Source organism: Pseudomonas sp. URMO17WK12:I11 (genome assembly GCF_007677725.1).
Taxonomy (GTDB): domain Bacteria; phylum Pseudomonadota; class Gammaproteobacteria; order Pseudomonadales; family Pseudomonadaceae; genus Aquipseudomonas.
This window is the reverse complement of sequence record NZ_VEDF01000009.1, coordinates 13,997-35,702: the sequence shown is the minus strand read 5'-3', so window position 1 is coordinate 35,702 and position 21,706 is coordinate 13,997. Positions and strand designations below refer to the sequence as shown.

Genomic DNA, 21,706 nt, shown 5'->3' with positions numbered 1-21,706 from the left:
CTCCTGTCAGTAGGCGATGCGGATATCGTTGAAGCCCAGCTCATCGACCTGTTCCGCGGCCAGGGCCTCGTCGAACAGCAAGCGATGGATGCGCCGTGCGCTGGCCTGAAAGTCGCTACCGCCCAAGCTGCCCAGGTCGTACTGGTGGCTGTGCACTTCGGCGCGCACCCGTCCTGGGTGCGGCGACAACAGCAGGATGCGATTACCGACCACCAGCGCCTCTTCGATGGAGTGGGTGACGAACAATAGGGTGAAACGCACCTCCTGCCACAGCTGCAGGAGCTCCTCCTGCATCTTGCGTCGGGTCAGGGCATCGAGGGCTGCGAATGGCTCGTCCATCAGCAGGATCTTGGGTTGGGTCGCCAGTGCCCGGGCGATGGCGACGCGGGCCTTCATGCCGCCCGACAACGTATGCGGATAGGCGTCGGCGAACGCCGCCAGGCCGACCTTGTCCAGGTAATCCAAGGCGCGCTCCTGGGCCTCGGCGCGCTTGAGCTGGCCGGACACCAGGAGCGGGAACATGACGTTCTCCTTGACCGTTTTCCATGGCGGCAGCTGGTCGAACTCCTGGAACACCACAATTCGATCAGGGCCAGGACCGTTGACCGGCTGGCCCTGCAGGAGGATCTGCCCCTCCTGCGGGTTGATGAAACCAGCCACGGCCTTGAGCAAGGTGGACTTGCCACAGCCCGAAGGGCCAAGCAGGACGAAGCGGTCAGCACGGTCGACTTCAAAGCTGACCTGGTGGGTAGCCCGCACCACGCGCTGCGCGGTACGGTACTCGAGGCTCAGGTTGTTCACCTGCAGCAGCGGCGGGGTTGCGACAGGGCTCAGGTTGCTGGCCGTGTGGCCTGGCAATGGGGCGGTCATGATCGGTCAGCTCCCCTGCAACGGGCGTTCATCCTGGAAGAAATAGTCCTTCCACGATTCTGGCTTGTGCTTGATCGCGCCTACCCGGTAAAGGAATTCGGCGAGCTTGTAGGTGTTCTTCGGCGTGACGGTGAATTCGTACTGCGGGTTGTCGATCAACTCGATCAGCGCGTCGCGGTCGATCTTGGCCTTGGTCACACGGATGTAGGTGTCAGCCGCGGCGGCCTTGTCGTTTTGCGCAAAATCCGCCGCCTCGGCCAGGGCGTCGACGAACGCCTTGTAGGTCTTGGGGTTGTCCTTGCGGAACTTTTCGGTGGCGAACAGCAAGGTCGGCGAGTTCGGCCCCAGCAGGTCGTAGCTGTTGAGCACTACATGCACGGCTTTGTTGGCCAGCGCTTGGTCCTGGAACGGCGGGTTGGAGAAGTGGCCATTGAGCTCGGTACCGCCGGCCAGAAGCGCAGCGGTGGCATCCGGGTGCGGCACCGCGAGCGTGTACTTGTCGAGACGGTTGTATTGCTCGTCGCCCCACTGCTGCGCCGCGGCATATTGCAGGAAGCGCGATTGCACCGAGACACCCACCGCAGGCACCGCGATACGGTCCTTTTCGGAGAGATCGGCAACGGTCTTCACATTAGGGTTACTGCTGACCAGGTAGTAGGGGAAATTACCCAGCGATGCCACAGCCTTGACGTTTTGCCGGCCTTTGGTGCGGTCCCACACCGTCAGCAGCGGACCGACCCCGGCCCCGGCGACGTCGACCGAGCCGGACAGCAGCGCATCGTTGATTGCCGAACCACCGGAAAGCTGGGCCCAGTCGACGTCGATGTCGATCCCTTGCGCCTTGCCGTGCTTCTCGATCAGGTGCTGATCACGCACTACGTTGAGCAGCAGATAAACGATGCCGAACTGCTCGGCGATGCGAATTTTGCCCTCGGCCTGCGCCACGGCTGGGGCGGCCAGGCTGCCGATGACCAGGCTCGCGCCCAGGCCGATGGTGGCCGCCAGGCGGCTGATGGATTTGTGCATGAAAGTGTCCTCAGTCGTCAGAACGGGGCGTCGCCCTGGATGGTGGTGCGGAACAATTTGCGGCGAAGGTGTGCAGGGCAGCCGGCAGCGAGGTGAATCAACGAGCGGTTGTCCCAGAACACCAGATCGTGGGGCTGCCACTGATGGCGGTAGATGTTCTGTTCCAGCACGCTCAAGGCATGCAGCTGCTGCAGCACGTCACGGCTTTCATCGTCCGGCAGCCCGACGATGCGGGTGGTGAAGCCTTCGCTGACGAACAGCGCCTTACGGCCGCTTTCCGGATGGGTTCGCACCACCGGGTGGATGACTTCCTGGACCTGTGCCAACTGTTCAGCGGTCAGGGTCGGGCGCCAGTTGCCCTCGAACTTGGTCTCGGCGTAGCGCGCGGTGTAGGAATGAGCGGCACTGCGCCCGGCAACCACCTTGCGCAGCGCCTCGGGCACCGCGTCCCAGGCTTTGTGCATGTCAGCGAACAGCGTGTCGCCGCCTTCGCTGGGCAATTCCTGGGCATGCAGCATCGAGCCCAGGCTCGGCAGCGCTTTATAGGAAAGGTCCGAATGCCAGAACTTGCCGGCATCGCCCAGGCCGATGTTCTGGCCGTTTTCGATGATGTTGGAGACGATGAGGATTTCCGGATGGCCTGCCAACAGGAACTGCTTGAGCACGTGGATCTGCAATTCGCCGAAGCGGCGGCTGAAGCTGATTTGCTGAGCCGGACTGATGCGCTGGTCGCGGAACACCAGCACATGGTGATCGAGGTGGGCGCGATGGATACGGGTGAAATCCTCGGCATTGACCGGCTTGGCCAGATCCAGGCCGATGATCTCGGCGCCTACGGCACCTGAGAACGGGCGGATTTCAAAAGCTTGCGGCTGGGCGCTGTCGATGGACGACAAGGCGTTCGAGGCGGCTGACATGTTTCACTCCCACGCAGTGCGCGACTTCAATGGCGCGCAACGATCAGAAACGCACGGGGTTTTCCCGTGTGGGTTCAAGTCGTGCGGCGCATCGATTGGTCGACGGGTACGCAGTGGCAGAAACTATATCGGCATAACGAAAAGCTTTTAAATACCATTATTGAATAAGCATATGAGACCAGCGGTGAGCGGATTCCCGACGATCTGCCATGCGCAGGTCGCCTATTACTAATGGAATATCGCTATCATCTGTACGCTTTGTCCTACAAGGTTTTAAGAGCTTCGCTTTAAAAAATTGAGAAATAGCTCAATTTTTCGCCACTCTGGCCGAAAACCTCAATAAGGCTGATCAATTAGTCAAATTTCCGGCGGAATTTCTGTATTTTTGCCCGCCAATCGGAAAAATAGCGCGCTAAACAAACAAATTATTGACACAGGCATTTTGATATCAGACTCTTGCCCCCGTTAACGGCCTGATCTGACCTTGCCGTTCAGATAGTCGTAGGCTGGATATCCGTATATGAGCAAAGCAGATGATATCGGGAACCTGTTCCTCCGTTTCGGAGCGAGCGCGGAAAGCTACAAAGAGATCAACTCCGAATTCGAGTTTCACGAGCCGCTAACGCCTGATGCGCCGCCGAGCCTCCCAGCCCCGGTGAAAGCCGCTGCGGTGCAGATCGTGGAGCTCAAGCGTGCGGCGCCCGTCAGCGAGCCGCTCCCGGAGAAGGTGCCGACCACGGTCATGACGCCACGTCAGGCAGGTGCTGCGTTGCCACCGCGCTCGTTGCGAGAGCGCCTGGAGCAAATCGCCCATGAGCGACGCTCGCGGGCCCCGCTTGCGGCGCAGGTCGCCACGCTGTCCAACCCGGCCAGTTCGCCAGCCCGTCGCCCACAAGCTCACGTGATCGCCGTGGTCTCGGCCAAGGGCGGGGTCGGCAAGACGACCGTCGCCGCTGCGCTGAGCAAGTTGCTCAAGCACAAAGGCCGGGTAGTGGCGCTGGACCTCGATGCGCAGAACGCACTCGTAAGCCATTTCCATCTACCGCGCAGCACGCCCGGCCTCAACCAGGCCGTTTTGCACGGTCATGGCTGGAGCGATGCCTGCTCCCCGACCGAGGCCGGCGTGCAGTGCATCGCGTTTGGCCCTGCCAATGCCGGGGACCTGCGCAACTTCGAAGCATTGCTCAGCGAACAGCCCGATTGGTTGGCTCGCCAACTGGCCGACCTCAGGCTTGGCCGCGACGACGTGCTGGTGATCGACCTGCCTACCGGAACGTCGGCCTGGCTCAATCCGGTGCTGGCCATGGCTGATCAGGTGATCGCGTTGACCCAGGCTGATGCCGCTTCCTACCTGGTGCTGGACAAGCTGCAAGCGTGGCTGTCGCTGCTGCCCACGCAGGTGTGCGCCTATGTGGTCAACAAGGTCGATGCGCAACAACCGCTGAGCCTGGACATGAGCGAGCTGCTGCGCCAGCAACTGGGCAGCCAGTGGTTGGCCGAAATCCCCGTGGACCTGCAGCTCGACCAGGCCCTGGCCTTCGAGTACGAGCCGTTCGATCAGCCGACCGACAGCCCTGCCTGCCAGGCGCTACGGGCGATCGCCGAGCATCTGACACTTGAAATCGAGCACAGCCGTAAAGAATCTGCCGCCCAATGACCGCACATCAAACCCAAACGCCGGCACTGCCTGCGTCGAGAGTGGCGCGGGCGACTGCCTGGTTGTCCCGCCTGCCCAGCGCTGTGAAGTGCTTGGTCAAAGCCTGTGCAGTGGTCGCCGGGCTGATGGCGCTGGTGGCGGTCATCACCGCGCCGCTGGAGCTTGAGCGACAATTCGCGTTCGCCGGCCTGTGCTTCGTTTGCCTGCTGGTGTTGCGCAAAGTGCCGGGGCGGCTGGCGGTGCTGATGATGATCACCTTGTCACTGCTGGCCACTCTGCGCTACGTGTACTGGCGCCTGACCGACACCCTGGGCTTCGACAACTGGCTGGACATGATTTTCGGCTACGGACTGGTGGCGGCCGAAACCTACGCGCTGATCGTCCTGGCGTTCGGTTACATGCAGACCGCTTGGCCGCTCAAGCGCAAGCCGAAGATCCTCACCATCGCTCCCGAGCAATGGCCAGTGGTCGACGTCTTCGTGCCCACGTACAACGAAGACCTGAGCATCGTCAAACTCACCGTGCTGGCGGCCCAAGCCATGGATTGGCCCAGGGACAAACTGCGCGTGCACCTGCTCGATGACGGCCGCCGCGAAGCGTTTCGCGAGTTCGCCCGGCAGATCGGCGTCAACTACATCGTGCGCGACAACAATCGTCACGCCAAGGCCGGCAACCTCAACGAGGCGTTGAAAGTCACCGACGGCGAGTTCGTGGCGATCTTCGACGCCGACCACGTGCCGACCCGGTCTTTCCTGCAGGTGGCAATGGGTTGGTTCCTCAAGGACGCCAACCTCGCCTTGCTGCAGACCCCGCACTTCTTCTTCTCGCCCGACCCGTTCGAGAAGAACCTCGACACCTTCCGCTCGGTGCCTAACGAGGGCGAGCTGTTCTATGGCCTGGTGCAAGACGGCAACGACCTGTGGAACGCGACGTTCTTCTGCGGCTCGTGCGCGGTCATCCGGCGCACGCACCTGCTGGAAGTCGGTGGCGTTGCCGTAGAGACCGTGACCGAGGACGCCCACACGGCGCTCAAGCTCAACCGCAAGGGCTACAACACTGCCTACCTGGCCATCCCGCAAGCGGCGGGCCTGGCCACCGAAAGCCTGTCGCGGCATATCAGCCAGCGCATTCGCTGGGCACGCGGCATGGCGCAGATTTTCCGCACCGACAACCCGTTCTTCGGCAAAGGCCTGAGCTTCGGCCAACGGGTGTGCTACGTGAACGCCATGCTGCATTTCTTCTACGGTTTGCCGCGCCTGGTGTTCCTCACTGCACCGCTGGCCTACCTGATCTTCGGCGCGCAGATCTTCCATGCCTCGGCGCTGATGATCACGGCCTACGTGCTGCCGCATATTTTCCACGCCAGCTTGACCAACTCGCGCATCCAGGGCCGTTTCCGCCATTCGTTCTGGAACGAGGTGTACGAGTCGGTGCTGGCCTGGTACATCATGCGCCCGGTGCTGATGGCCTTGATCAACCCCAAGTTCGGCGGTTTCAACGTCACCGACAAGGGCGGGATCATCGACAAGGAATACTTCGACTGGAAGCTGGCGCGGCCGTACATCGTGCTGCTGACCCTCAACCTGATCGGCCTGGGGTGTGGTGTGTTCGGGCTGATCTGGGGCCAGCCCGGCGCCGAGGTGACCATCCTGATCAACCTGGCCTGGACCGTCTACAACATCATCATCACCAGTGCTGCCGTGGCGGTGGCCTCGGAAACCCGTCAAGTGCGCACCGAGCCGCGCGTGCGTGCCGAACTGCCGGTGAAGCTGACCACCAGCGACGGCCAGGTGATCGACTGCACCACCGTCGACTTCTCGCAAAGTGGCGTGGGCCTGCAACTGCCCGAGCCGGGCTTGGTGGACAAGGGCGCAAGCGTGCAAGTGACCCTACTGCGCAACAACCAGACCTGCGTGTTGCCGGCCAATGTGGTGTTCGCCAAGGGCCGCACCGCAGGTGCGCGCTTCAAGCCGCTGACCCTGCGCCAGCAGAGCGACATGGTGCGCATGACCTTTTCGCGCGCCGACACCTGGGCCCAGGCCTGGGGCAGCAGCAAGCCCGACACCCCGCTCGGGGCCCTGCGCGATGTCAGTGCCATCGGCGTGCGCGGCATGCTCGACCTGGCCCGCGCCACCTTCGCCGCGCTGCGTCACCGACGCTATGCGCGCCCGTCGACTCCTCCTCTGAATACTTCCCTGGACCCGCAATGAACGACCTGCGACACATCGACCGCCAGCCCCACCGGCTGCGCCGGCCACGTCTGCTGCTTGCCTGCTCACTGCTTTGCCTGGCAGGTCTTGGCACCACCGCGCTGGCTGAAGAAGCCGCCGACGATGCAACGCAAGCCGCGCCGGCCCCGGTCCAGGACGGTTACCAGCTGAGCTTCAAGCAGCTGGGCAAGAACTACACCATGAGCCTGCGCGGCATCGAATCGACCGACACGGTGAACTTCGATGTGCGCGCCGATGAGGTAGTGACCGGGGCGCAGTTGGACCTGCAGTACACCTATTCGCCGGCCCTGCTCAGCGATCTTTCGCAGATCAACGTGCTGGTCAATGACGAGGTCGCCGCCAGCCTGCCGCTGCCCAAGGAAACCGCCGGTACGGTGCAGAAGCAGACGGTGCAGATCCCGCCGTATCTGCTGACCGAGTTCAACCGCGTCGGCGTGCAGCTGATCGGCCACTACACCATGCAGTGCGAAGACCCGCTGCATTCGAGCCTGTGGGCCAAAGTCAGCAATGACAGCCAGCTGAACGTGCAGGTCGCACCGGTCGCGTTGCCCAATGATCTGTCGATTCTGCCGCTGCCGTTGTTCGACCGTCGCGACCCGCGCGCGTTGACCCTGCCGTTCGTGTTCGCCGGCGCGCCGGACAACAGCGTGCTCGAGGCTGCTGGCGCGGTGTCGTCGTGGATGGGCGCATTGGCCAGCTACCGCGGCGCCACCTTCCCGGTGCAGCTGCAGCGCCTGCCGGCCAAAGGCAACGCCGTGGTGTTCATCGCCAGCGCCGAGCCGCAGCAGTGGCAGGGCCTGGACCTGGCGGCGGTACAAGGCCCCAGCCTGAGCTTGATGAACAACCCCAACGACCCCTACGGCAAGTTGTTGCTGGTGCGCGGCCGCGACGCGGCTGAACTCAAGCGCGCCGCAACTGCACTGGTGATCGGCAACCGCAGTTTCGCCGGCGCCAGTGTCACCATCGACAAGCTTGATGTGTTGCAGCCGCGCCAGCCGTACGATGCCCCGAACTGGCTGCCGTCCGACCGTCCGGTGCAACTGGGTGAGTTGATCGAGACCCGTCGCCTGAGTGTTTCGGGCTACAACCCTGGCGTCATCACCGTGCCCGTGCGCCTGCCGCCTGACCTGTTCAACTGGCGTGAACAAGGCGCCAAGCTGAACCTCAAGTACCGCTATACGCCGCAACCTACCGCTACCAATTCCTCGTTGCTGGTGAGCTTCAACGACAGTTTCATCCAGTCGATGAACCTGCCGTCGGTACAGGCCATGGGCGCCGGCGAAGCCCTGCTGGCGTCGTTGAAGCAGGATGACAGCCTGGCCCGCGAGGTGCGCCTGCGCCTGCCGCTGGACAGCGTGGCGCTGCAATCGCGCCTGCAGTTGCGCTTCATGTACGACTACATCAAGCAGGGCGAATGCCGCGACATCATCATCGACAACATGCGCGGCGCCATCGACCCGCAATCGACGCTCGACATCAGTGACTACAACCACTTCATGGCCATGCCCAACCTGGGGGTGTTCAAGGACAGCGGCTTCCCCTTCACGCGCCTGGCCGACCTGTCGCAGACCGCCGTGGTGCTGCCCGAACAGGCCGGACCTGCCGAGTGGAGCGCTTACCTGACGGTACTTGGTCGCTTTGGCGAGTCCACTGGCTACCCGGCCACCGCCGTCACCGTAGCCCAGGCTGCGCAGGTGCCGAACCTGGCTGACAAGGATCTGCTGCTGTTGGCCTCGGGCAACAACCAGCCGCTGCTCGACACCTGGGCTGACCGCCTGCCCGGGCGCAACGACGGCAGCAGTCAGTACCTGGAGTTCTCCGACCTGACCACGCGCCTGCGCGACTGGATCAGCCCGGACCCGGTCGCCAACCTGCGCAAGGCGCGAGGCGCCTTCACCTTCAGCGGCGAGGCGAACGCCTACGTGACCGGCTTCGAATCTCCGCTCAAAAGTGGCCGTAGCGTGGTGGTGCTGTCCAGCCCAACCCCGGCCCAGCTCGGCGAAGTCACCGACGCGCTGATTGGCGGTGAAGCCTATACCCAGGCGCTGCAAGGCAGCCTGGCGGTGATCAAGGGCAAGTCCGTGGAATCGCTGGTGGCCGAGCAAAGCTACTACGTCGGCAGCCTGGGGCCGTTCCGCTACCTGCAGTGGCTGCTCTCGCAGCATGTGTTCGGCATGCTGCTGCTGACGGTAGTGGGCGTCGCGCTGGTCAGCCTGACCGGCTACCTGTGGTTGCGCGCGCTGGCCCGGCGACGCCTCAACGAAGGGGATTGAAGCCATGCGCATCCCGTCGATCGGCGCACGCGCGCGCCGGCTTGCCAGCGCCCTGACCTGCCTGCTCCTGCCTGGCCTGGCGGCAGCACAGGATCAGCACTGCACGGCCGACACCTGGCCGTTGTGGCAGACCTTCCGCACGCACTTCGTGCAGCCTGATGGCCGCGTGCTGGACGCCAGCACCCCGCAGCAACACAGCTCGTCCGAGGGGCAGTCATACGCCATGTTCTTTGCCCTGGTCGGCAACGACCGGGCAAGCTTCGACAAGCTCTGGCGCTGGGCCCGCGACAACCTGGCGGGGAGTGATATCGTTGCCAACCTGCCAGGCTGGTGGTGGGGCCTGGACGACAAGGGCACCTGGCGCCTGCTCGATCGCAACTCGGCCTCCGATGCCGACCTGTGGTTTGCCTACGCGCTATTCGAAGCTGCACGCCTGTGGCAGGACCCGCACTACGCTGCCGATGCACGCGCGTTGCTGGCCAACGTGGCCAAGCGTGAGGTCGCCGAGCTGCCGGGCCTGGGCACGATGCTGTTGCCTGGCTTCGACAGCTTCGCCAAGCCCGATCATTACTGGCAACTGAACCCCAGCTACCTGCCGATCCCTGTGCTGCGCAGGTTGCAACAGCTCGATCCGCAGGGGCCATGGCAGGCCATTGCGCGCAACACCGGCAGCTTGATCAAGGCCAGCAACGCCAACGGTTTCGTGGCCGACTGGGTCGGTTACCGCGGCACCAGCCCGAACAGCGGCATGTTCGTCATCGATCAGGGCAAGGGCGAGATCGGCAGCTACGATGCCATCCGCACCTACCTGTGGGCAGGCCTCACCCCGGCCACCGACCCACAGGCCAAGGCCCTGCTCGACAGCCTGCAGGGCATGAGCCGCGCAGTCGCCAGCCAAGGCACACCGCCGGAAAAAGTCGACATGCGCAGTGGCGCCTTGCACGGCACCGGGCCGTTCGGTTTTTCCGCTGCCCTGCTGCCGTATTTCAAGGCGCTGGAACAGCCCTATCTGCTCGACCAGCAGCAGGCGCGGGTCGAGCAGCTGATGGCCGCCAGCCTCACCGCCGAGGCGCTGAAGCAGCGCCAACCCCCGTATTACGATTTCGTGCTCAGCCTCTTCGCCCTTGGCCATCTCGACCGGCACTACCAGTTCCTCGCTGACGGCAAGCTGCAACCTTCCTGGGAGTCCACATGTCCGCCCGCCGCAACACGCTAGCCTTGGGGGTCCTGGTGGCCCTGATCCACACCACTGGCTACGCCGAACTCAGCCCCAACGGCAAGGTTCTGCTCGAGCAGGGCCAGTACTGGCAGGCGCGCAAGGACAAGGCGCGCGCGACCGAAGCCTGGCGCAAACTGCTGCTGATCGACCCGCAGCAGGCCGACGCGTTGTATGGCCTGGGTGTGCTGGAACTCGACGGCAAGCGCCCGCAGGGCGCACGGCGCTACCTCGAGCAGCTGCGCGCCGCCCATCCCGAGGCGCGTCAAACGCTGCTGCTGGAGCAGGAAATCGCCCTGCACGAGGCGGGCAACGAGGAGCAGTTGGACGAGGCCCGGCAGCTGGCCATCTCGGGCGAACTGGACCAGGCCGTGGCGGCCTATCGCAAGCTCTTCGCAGGTCATACGCCGCAGGGCGAGCTGGGCCTGGAGTTCTATAGCTACCTGGGCTACACCGCCAGCGGTTGGCAGGAGGCGCGTCAGGGGCTCGAGCGTTTGGCAGCACTGTCGCCGGACGACATGAAGATCAAGCTCAACCTGGCCAAGCTGCTGCTGCGCAACGAAACCACCCGAATCGAGGGCATCCGCCGCCTGGCGTCCTACGCGGGCGATCCGGTGATCGGCGGCGAGTCGATCGAGGCCTGGCGTCAGGGCCTGACCTGGCTGGGCGCGCCACGGGCAAGCGAGGAGGCACTGTTCGACGCGTACCTGAAGGCCTACCCGGACGATCAGGAGATCCGCCAGCAACTGAGCGCCGGCGCCCGTGCCGCGCAGCCTGCCGGTAACGCGCAGAACGCTCACCTGGCACGCGGTTTCAAGGCCCTGGACGCCAACGAGCTGGTCAATGCCGAGCAGGCGTTCCAGGCGCGCCTGCGTGAGCAAGCGCAGGATGCCGACGCCCTCGGCGGACTGGGCGTGGTGCGGCAACGCCAAGGCCGCCTGGCCGACGCCGACGCCCTGTTCAAGCAGGCCCTCAGCCGTGGCAGCAACAGCCGCTGGCAAAGCGCGCTGCAAAGCAACCGCTACTGGGTACTGCTGGAACAGGCGCGCCAGGCCAGCGACAACGGCGACCCCCAGTCCGCCCGCGAGCAGCTGCAACGGGCGATCGCCCTGAACCCGCGGGAGATCCAAGGCCACGTCAGCCTGGGCGACCTGCACGCCAGCCAAGGCCAGCTCGAGGCGGCGCAGGCCTCCTACCGCCAGGCATTGAAGCTCGACGCCAGCAACCCCAACGCGTTGCGCGGTCTGGCCACGGTCCTGGCGCAAAGTGGTGAGCTGGCACAGAGTCAACGTCTGCTGGATGGTTTGAGTGATGCCCAGCGTCAGCGCCTGGGCGACCTGCGCAGCCTGAAAGCGGCCATTGCCATGGGCAAGGCCAAGGACGCCGAACGCAACGGCGACCTTGCCGGCGCTCGCAAAGCGCTGCAAGAGGCAGTGCTCAACGATCCAGCGAATGTCTGGGCACGGTACGACCTGGCGCAGTTGCAGGTCAAAGCCGGCGACCCGCAGCAGGCCAGGCAGGAAATCGACACGCTGCTGCGCAACAACCCCGGCCAGGCCGAAGCACAGTACGCCGGCGCATTGTTCGCCAGCCGGCTGGGCGAATGGTCGACCGCCCAGGCCCGCATGCAGCAGATTCCTGCGGCGCAGCGCAGCCGTGCCATGCACGCGCTGGCCGAGGAAATCGACCTGCAAACGCTGGTGCAACAAGCCCAGGCCTTGGCCGGCCAAGGCCAGCGCCAGCAAGCCACGCGCCTGCTCCAGCGCGCCGAATCAACCGCCGCTGACAACCCCACGGCGCTGTCGGCGTTGGCCTCGGCCTACATCGATATCGGCCAGACCGAACGAGCGCTGACGTTGCTGCGCAGCGCCATTGCCAAGAGCCCGGCGCCGACGCCAGGCTTGCGCATGGCGTATGCCGGCGCCTTGCTTGAAGCCGGCAAGGATCAAGAGGTCAGCACCTTGCTGCGAGAATTGCGCGGTGAGCCCCTCCAGGGCGCCGAGCAGCGCCAGTATGACGACGTGCTGTTCCAGTACACCGTGCGGCAAGCCGACCTGCTGCGCGAGAAAGGCGACCTGGTAGCGGCTTACGACACCCTTGCGCCTGCCCTGGCTCAGCGCCCGGACGATGCCCAGGCGGTGTCGTCGCTGGCGCGCATGTACCTGGACAACCGCAACCCACAGAAAGCTGTCGAGCTGTTCACGCCGCTGTTGCGCCAGCAACCGGCCAACGCCGACGTGCAGATGGGCGCTGCCCAGGCCTTGCTGGCCAACGGCGAGGCCGACAAAGCCGAGCAGGCGGTTAGCAAGGCGCTGCAACTGGCGCCGCAAAACCCACAGATCCTGACCAGCGCCGCCGGCTACTACCGGGGCCGTGGCAAGCTGGCCAAAGCCGAACAGCTGTACGCCCAGGCCTTGGCCCTGCAGGCCCCGCCAGAGAAGGCGCTGCTCAACCCCTTCGGCCAGGCGGTCGCGGCCAACCCCTTCGTCGGCCAGCCCGGCCAGCGTCAGCGCTCACGCCTGAACGACGCCGCCTTCAGCGAGATCCCCGAGCCCGCGGCCGCCCAGGCGAAGACGCGCCAGCAAGCGGCATTCGATGCGCCGGAGCTGGTCGCCAGCCGCAGTGTCGAAGCATCGTCGCGCGGGCACGCGACGGCCTGGGAGTCGCCGGACCCGCGCCCAGCGCCCGAAGCCGAGGCCGATCCGCGCACCGCCATCGAGCAGCAACTGGCCCAGGTCCGCGAGAGCCGCAGTCCGCAGGTCAAGCAAGGTGTCACGTTCCGTGGCAACGACAGCGAAGCGGGGATGGGCAAGATCACCGACGTTGAGGCGCCGCTGGAAATCAGCATGCCGTGGCACGATGATCGTGTCGCGCTGCGCATCACCCCGGTTTCGCTCAACGCTGGCGGGGTCGGCAGCGACCTGTCCGCTGGCTCGCGCTTCGGTGGCATGAACCCCGCCCAGGCAGATGCCCTGCTGGCCCTGCCTACTGCCGAGCAGCGTGAAGCTGCCGCCGACGCGTTCTTCGCTGACAGCACGGGCTCGCAAAAAGACCAGGGCGTCGGTGTGGCAGTGGCCTACGAGCGACCGTCGCTGGGCCTGAAGACCGACATAGGCACCAGCCCCATGGGCTTTCGCTACAGCACCGTGGTCGGTGGCATCAGCCTGGACCGGCCATTTGCCGAAGGCAGCGACTGGCGCTACAACATCAATCTCTCGCGCCGCTCAGTCACCGACAGCGTCGCTTCCTGGGCCGGCGTTCGCGATGCCCGCAGCGGCCTGCAATGGGGCGGCGTGACCGCCACTGGCGGGCGCCTGCAGGTGGGCTATGACGACCAATCGTTCGGCAGCTACGCCTACGGCGCCTGGCACAGCCTGGACGGCCACCACGTCGAGTCCAACACCCGGGCGGAACTGGGCAGCGGCATCTACTGGTACTTGGTCAACGACCTCGATGAGCGCATGACCGTGGGCCTGGCGGCGTCCGGCACCCGCTACGACAAGAACCAAAGCTTCTTCAGCTACGGCCATGGCGGCTACTTCAGCCCGCAGAACTTCTTCTCGCTCGGCGTGCCGGTGAGCTGGGCCAAGCGCGGGCCGCGCTGGAGCTATCAGGTCCAGGGCGCCGTCGGCCTGCAGCACATCGAGCAGGACGGCGCACCTTACTTGCGCGATGCCGCCCTGCAAGGCGCGCTGGAACAGGTCGCCCGCGACTACGCCGCCAATGGGCGGTCGCTGAGTACCCAATACAGCTCGCAGAACAAATCCGGCGTGGGCTACTCGCTCAACGCCAGCGGTGAATACCGCCTCGGCGATGGCTTCTTCTTCGGCGCCAGCCTGGGTGTGGATAACGCCCGCGATTACCAGCAATGGAGTGGCGGCCTGTACCTGCGTTACCTGTTCGACGATGCCGGTGGCGCGATGGCGTTGCCTGTCAGCCCGTACCGTTCCCCTTATTCGAATTAAGCCCCAGGAGTTTCTTTCATGGCGTCTTCTCTTCTCGCAGGCCTGACCATTCTGATGATCGGCGACAGTCACCTGGCCACGCCGGATTACCTGATCAAGAGCCTGCACGACAACTTCGAGCAACAAGGCGCCCAGGTGCACTCGCTGGGAATCTGCGGGGCCAATGCCGGCGACTGGCTCAAGGTCACCCCTGGCACCTGTGGCGGCGCCGAGCGCCGCGGCACCGACAAAGCGCTGGTGTTGGGCAGCAAGGCCGCGACCCAGCCGGTCGCCGAACTGATCAAGGCCGACAAAGCCGACCTGGTGGTAGTGGTGATGGGCGATACCATGGCCAGCTACACCAAGCCGGCATTCCCCAAGGCCTGGCTGTGGCAGCAAACCAAGGATTTCACCAGCGCGATCAAGAGCACCGGCGCCAAGTGCGTGTGGGTCGGTCCCAACTGGGGCAGTGAAGGCGGCAAGTACGGCAAGACCTATGCCCGCGTGAAACTGACGTCGGACTTCCTGGCCGCCAACGTCGCCCCTTGTGATTACGTCGACTCGCTGACCTTCTCCAAGCAGGGCCAATGGGCCACTGTCGATGGCCAGCACCTCACCGCCCCTGGCTACCAGGCCTGGAGCAAGGCGATCGCTGAGGCGGTGCTGCAAACGCCAGCCGTCAAAGGGGGCAAGTGATGGGTCGCGCCCTGCTGCTGTCGATTGCTTGCGCAGTATGCGCAGGCACAGCCCACGCTGACATCGCCCTGTACCCCACAGGGCCGAGCGAAGACTCGGCGTTCCTGCGCTTCGTCAATGCCACGCCCGCTGCGCTGCAGCTGGTCGCCGCCGGCTCCAGTGCCAGCCTTGAGCTCAAGGCCGCCAATAGCGTGTCGGCCTACCTGCCGGTGCCGGCGGGCAAGGCCATCAAGGGGACCTTGAAACAGGCCGGCGCCAGCGCCGAAGTGGCGCTGAGCATCGCGCCTGGCGAGTTCGCCAGCGTGGTGGCCCTGCCTGAGGGCAAGGGCCTGCGCCAGGTCGTGCTGCGTGAGCAACCTGACGACTTCAATGGCCTCAAGGCTTCGCTGGCCTTCGCCAGTATCGATCCGCGCTGCGCCAATGCCAGCCTGCGCCCCGCCGGGCGTACAGCCGACCTGTTCAAGGAGGCTGGGACCACGGTGCAGCGCCGTTCGATCAACCCGGTGAAGCTGTCGGTGCAACTGGTCTGCGCCAATGCCAATGTCGCCACGCCGGTGGACCTGGGCGAGTTGCAGGCGGGCGAGCGCTACAGCGTGCTGGTGGTACCTGGTGCCAATGGTCCGCAGCTGTTGACGACCACCGACACGCTGGCTCACTGACAGGACGCCTGGCCGATCATGGTTTTCGCTTCGCTCGAGTTCCTCACGCTGTTCCTGCCGCTGTTCATGCTGGTGTATGCGCTGAGCCGACCCGCCTGGCGCAATGGCGTGCTGCTGATCGGCAGCTGGCTGTTCTACGGCTGGTTGAGCCCGCTGTTTCTGTTGCTGCACATGCTGCTGACAGCGATCGCCTGGGCCGGTGGGCTGGCCGTGGACCGCAGCCGCGAGGATGGTCGCGGCCGGGTGCGGCTGCTGATCGCGTTGATCGTGTTCAACACCTTGGTACTGTGCTGGTACAAGTACGCCAATATCCTGGCCGCCACGGTAAACGAACTGATCACCCACTACGGTGCGCTGCCGATGGAGTGGCAACGGGTCGCGCTGCCGGCAGGCTTGTCGTTCATCGTGTTGCAGGCGATTTCCTACCTGGTGGACGTGCACCGCCATACGGTGCCGGTGGAGCGCAGCTTCCTCAACTTCGCCACCTACCTGTCGATGTTCGGGCACTCCATCGCCGGCCCGATCATCCGCTATGACTGGGTACGCCTGGAACTTCAGCAGCGCCAGTTCGACTGGAGCCTGTTCTGCCTGGGTGCGCGACGCTTCATGATCGGCATGAGCATGAAAGTACTGATCGCCGATACCCTGTCGCCGCTGGTGGACGTGGCGTTTCATGTGCCCGAGCCATCGTTCATGGATGCCTGGGTCGGTTGCCTGGCCTACTCGCTGCAGCTGTTCTTCGACTTTGCCGGCTACAGCGCCATGGCCATCGGTTTGGGGCTGATGCTGGGCTTTCACTTTCCGGAGAACTTCAACCGGCCTTACCTCGCCAGCAGCATCCAGGACTTCTGGCGGCGCTGGCACCTGTCGTTGTCCAGCTGGCTGCGCGACTACCTGTACATCGGCTTGGGCGGTAACCGTTTCGGCACCTGGAACACCTACCGCAACCTGTTCCTGACCATGGCTATCGCCGGCCTCTGGCACGGTGGCGACAGCTGGAACTACCTGCTCTGGGGCGCAGCCCATGGCTTGGCGCTGTGTGTCGACCGGGCCTGGAGCCGCTCCAGCCTGCCAGCGGTACCGAAGGTGCTGGCCCACAGCCTGACGTTATTGTTCGTGTGCCTGGCGTGGACGCTGTTCCGTGCCCCGGACTTCGCCACTGCGTTGGACCTGTACGCCGGCCAGTTCGGCCTGCATGCCTTCGCCCTCGGCGAGGCCCTGGCGGCAACCCTGCGCCCGGTGCACGGCCTGGCGGCAGCGCTCGGTGTGTTCTGCGTGATCGCGCCGCTGTGGCAGGCGCGCATCGAGCAACGTTTCAGTCACAGCGCGCTGTATGCCGCTGGGGCTGCCCTGTGGCCCGTGGCCGGGTTCCTGTTGGCATTCAGCTTGATTGCCAGCCGTGATGCCGTGCCCTTTCTGTACTTCCAGTTCTGATGACCACCACGACCCCAACTCCGAGCACCGGGCCAACGCCCCCAAGCGCCACCGCCCTGCGCAGCAGCACACTGGCTGGCGCCGTATTGGCAGCCTTCCTCGGCGCAGGGCTGCTGTCGTGCGGCTGGCTGATGGCCCAAGGGTCTTTCCAGTGGCTGCCCGGCAAGCTTGCGTCGAACGAGGACATTTTGCACGGTGAGCTCACCCACCGCGTGGCCAAGGAGCTGGCCAAGGCGCCGCTGCCTGAACACGCCGCGCAGCTTGAGCGTGGCGGCAGCTGGCTGCTGCTCGGTGACACCGGTCCACGGGTACGCCAAGGCTGCGACGGCTGGCTGTTTCTCAGTGACGAACTGACGATCAATCGCAACGCTGCCGGAAACGCTGCGGCCAAGGCCGGTCAGGTGATTGCCCTGCGTGACGCCTTGCAGGCACGCGGGATCGCCCTGCTGGTGAGCGTGGTCCCCGACAAGAGCCGCATCGCGGCCAGCGCGCTGTGCGGCCTGCCGCGCCCGGCGAGCCTCGCGCAGCGCGCCCAGCAGTGGGCTGACAGCCTGACCATGGCCGGGGTGCAGGTACTGAACCTGACAGAAGCCCTGCAGCCTCTGGGCGCGCCTGCCTACTTGCGGCTTGACACGCACTGGAGCGAAGTGGGCACTCAGGCAGCCGCGCAGGCGATTGCGGCACGCGTCAAAGCCATGGGTATCGAACCTGCGCCGAACCGTGGGTTCGACGTGAGCAAGCAGGCACTGGCACCGCGAGCAGGGGACTTGGTCCGCCTGGCCGGCCTGGACTGGCTGGAGGCAAGGCTCCAGCCGGCAGCCGAGCGGGTGCAAGCTTCGGTCATCAAGGAACAGGCGCAAGCGGTGGATAGCCTCGACGACCTGTTCGGCGACGATAACCTGCCCAACGTGGCACTCATCGGCACCTCGTTCTCGCGCAACTCCAACTTCGTCGGTTTTCTGCAACAGGCCTTGGCTGCGCCTGTGGGCAACTTCGCCAAGGACGGCGGCGAGTTCTACGGCGCTGCGCGGGCCTATTTCAGCAGCGCCGCCTTTACCCAGACGCCACCGAAGCTGGTGATCTGGGAAATCCCCGAGCGCGATCTGCAGACTTCGCCCGGCCCGGCCATCATCGTCAAGCCGTGAGCGTTCTCAGCGCTCGCGCAGTGCCTCGTCCTGGGCCTTGATGATCGGCTTGAGCAGGTAGCTCATGATGGTCTTCTTGCCGGTCTTGATATCCACCGTAGCGACCATCCCGGGAATGATCAGCAGCGGCTTGTCGTCGCTGCCCAGGTGGCTCTTGTCGGTGCGCAGGCGGATCGGATAGTACGTGGTCTTCTTGTCTTCGTCGGTGATGGTATCGGCACCGATCTGCTCGAGCTTGGCTTCCAGGCCACCGTAAATGGTGTAGTCGTAGGCGGTGAACTTGACCATGGCCTCCTGGCCAGGGTGCAGGAAGGCGATGTCCTTGGGCAGGATCTTGGCCTCGATCACCAGGCTGTCGTCCAGCGGGACGATTTCAATGATGTCGCTGCCAGGCTGGATCACCCCACCAATGGTGTTGACCAGCAGCTGCTTGACGATACCGCGCACCGGCGAGGTGACCAGGGTACGGTTGACCCGATCGTCCAGGGCCTTGCTGGTGGCGGTGGCCTTGCTCAGCTCGGTACGCGCCTCGTTGAGTTGGGTCAGCGCATCGCTGCGGAACTTGCCGCGGGTCTCCTCGATCTTGCTTTCGACCTCCTTGATGGCAGCCTCGGCGCGGGGAATGGCCAAGGCGGTCGCATCCAGCTCGCCGCGCAGCTCGACCTCCGATCGGCGCAACCGCAGGATCTCGACCTGGGACACGGCACCCCTGGCCACCAGCGGCTCGGACATGCCGATCTCCTGGCGCAACAGCTGCAAGCTGTTGGCGTACTGGGCGCGCTTGGAGGTGAACTCGCGCAGCTCCTGCTGCTTTTGCACCAGCTGCTGCTGCAAGCCACCGAGCTCGTCTTGCAGCTGCTGGCGGCGGCTCTGATACAGCGACTCTTCATTGGCAGCTTGGTTGGGCGCGGCCTGGCGCAGGTTGTCTTCGATCTGCAGTGGCGTGCCCTCGACCTCAGCGCTCAAACGTTCGACGCGCAAAGCCATGGCCACGCGGTCGGCCTCGGTTTCACCCTTGTTGGAGGCGAAACGGGTTTCGTCCAGGCGCAGCAGCGGTTCGCCGACTTCTACCACCTCGCCTTCCTTGGCGAATATCTCGGCGACGATGCCACCTTCGAGGTTCTGCACCTTCTGCACCTTGGACGACGGGATGGCCTTGCCCTCGCCGCGCGTCACCTCATCGATGGGCGCAAAGCTGGCCCAGACGATCAGGAACACGAAGAACGCGATGACGCCCCAGATGGTCAAGCGCACGACCCGTGGCGCGTCTTCGATCAGCGCCTTGTTGACCTCGGGCAGCGGCTGGCCATGCAGGGATTCCGAACCCTTGAAATAGCGGCGCAGCTGATCCTTGAAATGACCGATATCGAGCTTATGCAACACTTATCTGCCCCTTCTTCAGCGCATCCATGACAGAGGCTTTCGGCCCATCGGCCACCACTTGGCCGCGGTCGATGACGATCAAGCGGTCCACCAGCGACAGCAGCGAGGCACGGTGGGTAACCAGCAACACGGTCTTGCTCTCGATCACCGCCTGCAGGCGCTGCTTGAGGCGCTCCTCGCCGGTGTTGTCCATCGCTGCCGTGGGTTCGTCGAGCAGCAGGATCTGCGGGTTGAGCAACAACGCCCGACCCAGCGCGACGTTCTGGCGCTGACCGCCCGACAGGTTCTGCCCACGCTCGCCGACCTGCAGTTCGTAACCGTCCGGGTGCAAGCGGGCGAATTCGTGCACACCGGAGAGCTCGGCAGCTTGCAGGATCATTTCATCCTCGATGTAGCGGGCGCCGCTGACCAGGTTGTCGCGCAAGGTGCCGGCCAGCAACTGGATGTCCTGTGGCACGTAGCCGATGTTGTGGCGCAGTTCGCTGACGTCGATCTGCCGAATGTCCACGCCGTCGACCAGCAGCGAGCCGTTGTCCGCCTCGTACAGGCCCACCAACAGCTTGGCCAGGGAGCTCTTGCCCGAGCCGCTGCGGCCGATGATGCCGACCTTTTCACCCGGGCGGATGCTCAGGCTGATGTTCTTCAGGGCCTGGTTCTGCTGGTTGGGATAGGTGAAATCGACTCCGCGAAATTCGATCGCGCCTTGCAGCACCTGGCGGCTCAGCGGGCGCTCCTCGAAGTTGCGCTCCTGCGGCAGCTCCATCATCTGGTCAGTGGCTGTCATGGTTACCTTGGCCTGCTGGTAACGCGCGAGCAGGCCGTTGAGCTGGCCAAGCGGGCCGAGCGCGCGGCCGCTGAGCATGTAGCAGGCGACCAGGCCCCCCATGCTCAAACTGCCATCGATGATCAGGTAGACACCTACGCAGATCATCGCCACGCCCGCGAGCTGCTGGATCAGCAAGGTGATGTTCATGGCCAGACCCGACAGCACTTTGACCCGCAGCTCAAGGCGGCTGAGGGTGCCGAGGGTTTGTTCCCAGCGGTACTGGCGCTCGCTCTCGGCATTGTTGACCTTGACTGCATCCAGACCGGCAAGGGTCTCGATCAGGCTGGACTGGCGTTCGGCGGCCAGCGCCATGGTTCTTTCCATGGTCGACATCAAGGGCTTTTGCAAGGCATAGCCGATGCCCAGCGCCAAGGGGAAGGCCAGGATGGGAATCCATACCAGGTGCCCGCCAATGATGGCGATGACCATGAGAATGATCAGCGTAAAAGGCAAGTCGATCAGGCTGGTGAGCGTCAGCGAGGCGAGAAAATCGCGCAGCCCCTGGAATTCATGGATGTTCTGCGCGTAACTGCCTACCCGCGCCGGGCGGTACTTCATGGCCATGCCGACGATGCGCTCGAACAAAGTGGCCGAGATGATAAGGTCGGCCTTCTTCCCGGCCAGGTCCAGGCACAGGCTGCGCAGGCCTTTGAGAATCAGGTCGAAGAGGTAGGCACCGGTAATGCCCACTGCCAGCACCCAGAGGGTCGAGGTCGCCTGGTTGGGGACCACGCGGTCGTAGACGTTCATGACGAACAACGGCGCGGCCAGGGCTATCAGGTTGATGACCAGGCTGGCTGCAATGGCATCGATGTACAGCCATTTGCTGCGCAGCAGGGTGTCGCGGAACCAGGAGCGCGAGCGTGGGATGAGGTTACCGTGGTTGACGTCGTACTTGTGCTGGGGCTGTGCGAAGAAGACGCGGCCGCTGTAGTCGCTGATGAGCGCCTCGCGGGTCACCAGTACTTCGCCGCCGTCGCTTTCGCTCAGCAGCAGGCGCGCCGTTTCGGGATTCTCCCAGCCCAACAGCACTGCCGCGCGACCTTCTTTGAGCAGCAGGATGGCCGGCATGGCGATGGTCGGAATCTGCTCCAGCTTGCGTTGCAAGAGACGCCCTTGCAGGCCGGCACGAGCGGCGGCACGGGGTAGCAATTCGGGGCTCAGGCGCTGCGCAGGCAAGGGCAATCCGGTGGTCAGCATGACTCGGCTGGCAGGCCGTTGATGCAGGACACAGAGGGTCAGCAGGCAATCCAGCAAGGGATCGTCGTGCTGGCTGCGCGGGTCATGACTGAGTTGAACTCGACGGACTTCGGATTCCACGTGGCACTCTCTTCCTTGCAGTAGTTGGGGCATAACCCCCATCAACATTGGCCCGGTGTTGTTTGCAGCAGACGGTGGCAGCGCGCAAAGGTTCGTGTGCATGTCGTGA

The 21,706-nt window shown here is 64.5% G+C and carries 14 protein-coding genes; 9 read left to right on the top strand and 5 right to left on the bottom strand.

The annotated features are described in order from the left end of the window. Positions 1-6 precede the first annotated feature (6 nt). Genes FS665_RS17240 through FS665_RS17230 form a run of 3 tightly spaced genes read right to left on the bottom strand, consistent with a single transcriptional unit; the run spans position 7 to position 2,813 of the window. A complete protein-coding gene (locus FS665_RS17240; protein ID WP_145190931.1) occupies positions 7-870 on the bottom strand; it encodes an ABC transporter ATP-binding protein in 864 nt (287 codons plus the stop codon). 6 nt (positions 871-876) lie between these two features. After that, complete coding sequence (locus tag FS665_RS17235; protein WP_145190928.1) at positions 877-1,896, bottom strand: ABC transporter substrate-binding protein; 1,020 nt, start codon at positions 1,894-1,896, stop codon at positions 877-879. A gap of 17 nt (positions 1,897-1,913) precedes the next feature. Further along, complete coding sequence (locus FS665_RS17230) at positions 1,914-2,813, bottom strand: TauD/TfdA family dioxygenase (protein WP_145190925.1); 900 nt, start codon at positions 2,811-2,813, stop codon at positions 1,914-1,916. Between the two features lie 520 nt (positions 2,814-3,333). On the opposite strand from FS665_RS17230, the gene bcsQ reads away from it, so the two are divergent. The 9 genes from bcsQ to FS665_RS17185 are packed head-to-tail and all read left to right on the top strand — an operon-like array spanning position 3,334 to position 18,068. Then, a complete protein-coding gene (bcsQ, locus tag FS665_RS17225) occupies positions 3,334-4,470 on the top strand; it encodes a cellulose biosynthesis protein BcsQ (RefSeq protein ID WP_145190922.1) in 1,137 nt (378 codons plus the stop codon). Beyond that, entirely contained in the window at positions 4,467-6,680 is a 2,214-nt protein-coding gene (gene bcsA / locus FS665_RS17220; protein ID WP_145190919.1) for a UDP-forming cellulose synthase catalytic subunit, read from the top strand. Before bcsQ ends, bcsA begins: the two co-directional genes overlap by 4 nt. After that, complete coding sequence (bcsB, locus tag FS665_RS17215; RefSeq protein ID WP_145190916.1) at positions 6,677-8,974, top strand: cellulose biosynthesis cyclic di-GMP-binding regulatory protein BcsB; 2,298 nt, start codon at positions 6,677-6,679, stop codon at positions 8,972-8,974. The genes bcsA and bcsB overlap by 4 nt, the downstream gene beginning before the upstream one ends. A gap of 10 nt (positions 8,975-8,984) precedes the next feature. Next, on the top strand, positions 8,985-10,190 hold the full coding sequence (bcsZ, locus tag FS665_RS17210) for a cellulose synthase complex periplasmic endoglucanase BcsZ (protein WP_371921288.1): 1,206 nt from the start codon (positions 8,985-8,987) through the stop codon (positions 10,188-10,190). Then, positions 10,166-14,155: a cellulose synthase subunit BcsC-related outer membrane protein gene (locus FS665_RS17205; protein ID WP_145190910.1), complete on the top strand. Its 3,990-nt coding sequence runs from the start codon at positions 10,166-10,168 to the stop codon at positions 14,153-14,155. Before bcsZ ends, FS665_RS17205 begins: the two co-directional genes overlap by 25 nt. Before the next feature lie 18 nt (positions 14,156-14,173). Then, complete coding sequence (locus tag FS665_RS17200) at positions 14,174-14,830, top strand: SGNH/GDSL hydrolase family protein (protein ID WP_145190907.1); 657 nt, start codon at positions 14,174-14,176, stop codon at positions 14,828-14,830. Next, a complete protein-coding gene (locus tag FS665_RS17195) occupies positions 14,830-15,489 on the top strand; it encodes an alginate O-acetyltransferase AlgF (RefSeq protein WP_145190904.1) in 660 nt (219 codons plus the stop codon). Before FS665_RS17200 ends, FS665_RS17195 begins: the two co-directional genes overlap by 1 nt. Before the next feature lie 18 nt (positions 15,490-15,507). After that, positions 15,508-16,923 (top strand): MBOAT family protein, encoded by a 1,416-nt coding sequence (locus tag FS665_RS17190; protein WP_145190901.1) that lies wholly within the window; start codon positions 15,508-15,510, stop codon positions 16,921-16,923. Next, the gene (locus FS665_RS17185) at positions 16,923-18,068 is read left to right on the top strand and encodes a cell division protein FtsQ (RefSeq protein ID WP_145190899.1); all 1,146 of its coding nucleotides are present in this window, start codon (positions 16,923-16,925) and stop codon (positions 18,066-18,068) included. Before FS665_RS17190 ends, FS665_RS17185 begins: the two co-directional genes overlap by 1 nt. A gap of 6 nt (positions 18,069-18,074) precedes the next feature. Here FS665_RS17185 and FS665_RS17180 read toward each other — a convergent pair whose 3' ends face one another. Continuing rightward, complete coding sequence (locus tag FS665_RS17180) at positions 18,075-19,451, bottom strand: HlyD family type I secretion periplasmic adaptor subunit (RefSeq protein ID WP_145190897.1); 1,377 nt, start codon at positions 19,449-19,451, stop codon at positions 18,075-18,077. Then, complete coding sequence (locus tag FS665_RS17175) at positions 19,441-21,597, bottom strand: type I secretion system permease/ATPase (protein WP_145190894.1); 2,157 nt, start codon at positions 21,595-21,597, stop codon at positions 19,441-19,443. The genes FS665_RS17180 and FS665_RS17175 overlap by 11 nt, the downstream gene beginning before the upstream one ends. Between the last annotated feature and the right edge of the window lie 109 nt (positions 21,598-21,706).

Excerpts from the sequence above, each read along its gene's own strand:
- bcsQ (WP_145190922.1), top strand. The coding sequence starts at position 3,334 with ATGAGCAAAGCAGATGATATCGGGAACCTGTTCCTCCGTTTCGGAGCG.
- FS665_RS17185 (WP_145190899.1), top strand. The coding sequence starts at position 16,923 with ATGACCACCACGACCCCAACTCCGAGCACCGGGCCAACGCCCCCAAGC.
- FS665_RS17240 (WP_145190931.1), bottom strand. The coding sequence starts at position 870 with ATGACCGCCCCATTGCCAGGCCACACGGCCAGCAACCTGAGCCCTGTC.
- FS665_RS17235 (WP_145190928.1), bottom strand. The coding sequence starts at position 1,896 with ATGCACAAATCCATCAGCCGCCTGGCGGCCACCATCGGCCTGGGCGCG.
- bcsA (WP_145190919.1), top strand. The coding sequence starts at position 4,467 with ATGACCGCACATCAAACCCAAACGCCGGCACTGCCTGCGTCGAGAGTG.
- FS665_RS17190 (WP_145190901.1), top strand. The coding sequence starts at position 15,508 with ATGGTTTTCGCTTCGCTCGAGTTCCTCACGCTGTTCCTGCCGCTGTTC.
- bcsB (WP_145190916.1), top strand. The coding sequence starts at position 6,677 with ATGAACGACCTGCGACACATCGACCGCCAGCCCCACCGGCTGCGCCGG.
- FS665_RS17230 (WP_145190925.1), bottom strand. The coding sequence starts at position 2,813 with ATGTCAGCCGCCTCGAACGCCTTGTCGTCCATCGACAGCGCCCAGCCG.
- FS665_RS17200 (WP_145190907.1), top strand. The coding sequence starts at position 14,174 with ATGGCGTCTTCTCTTCTCGCAGGCCTGACCATTCTGATGATCGGCGAC.
- FS665_RS17205 (WP_145190910.1), top strand. The coding sequence starts at position 10,166 with ATGTCCGCCCGCCGCAACACGCTAGCCTTGGGGGTCCTGGTGGCCCTG.
- FS665_RS17195 (WP_145190904.1), top strand. The coding sequence starts at position 14,830 with ATGGGTCGCGCCCTGCTGCTGTCGATTGCTTGCGCAGTATGCGCAGGC.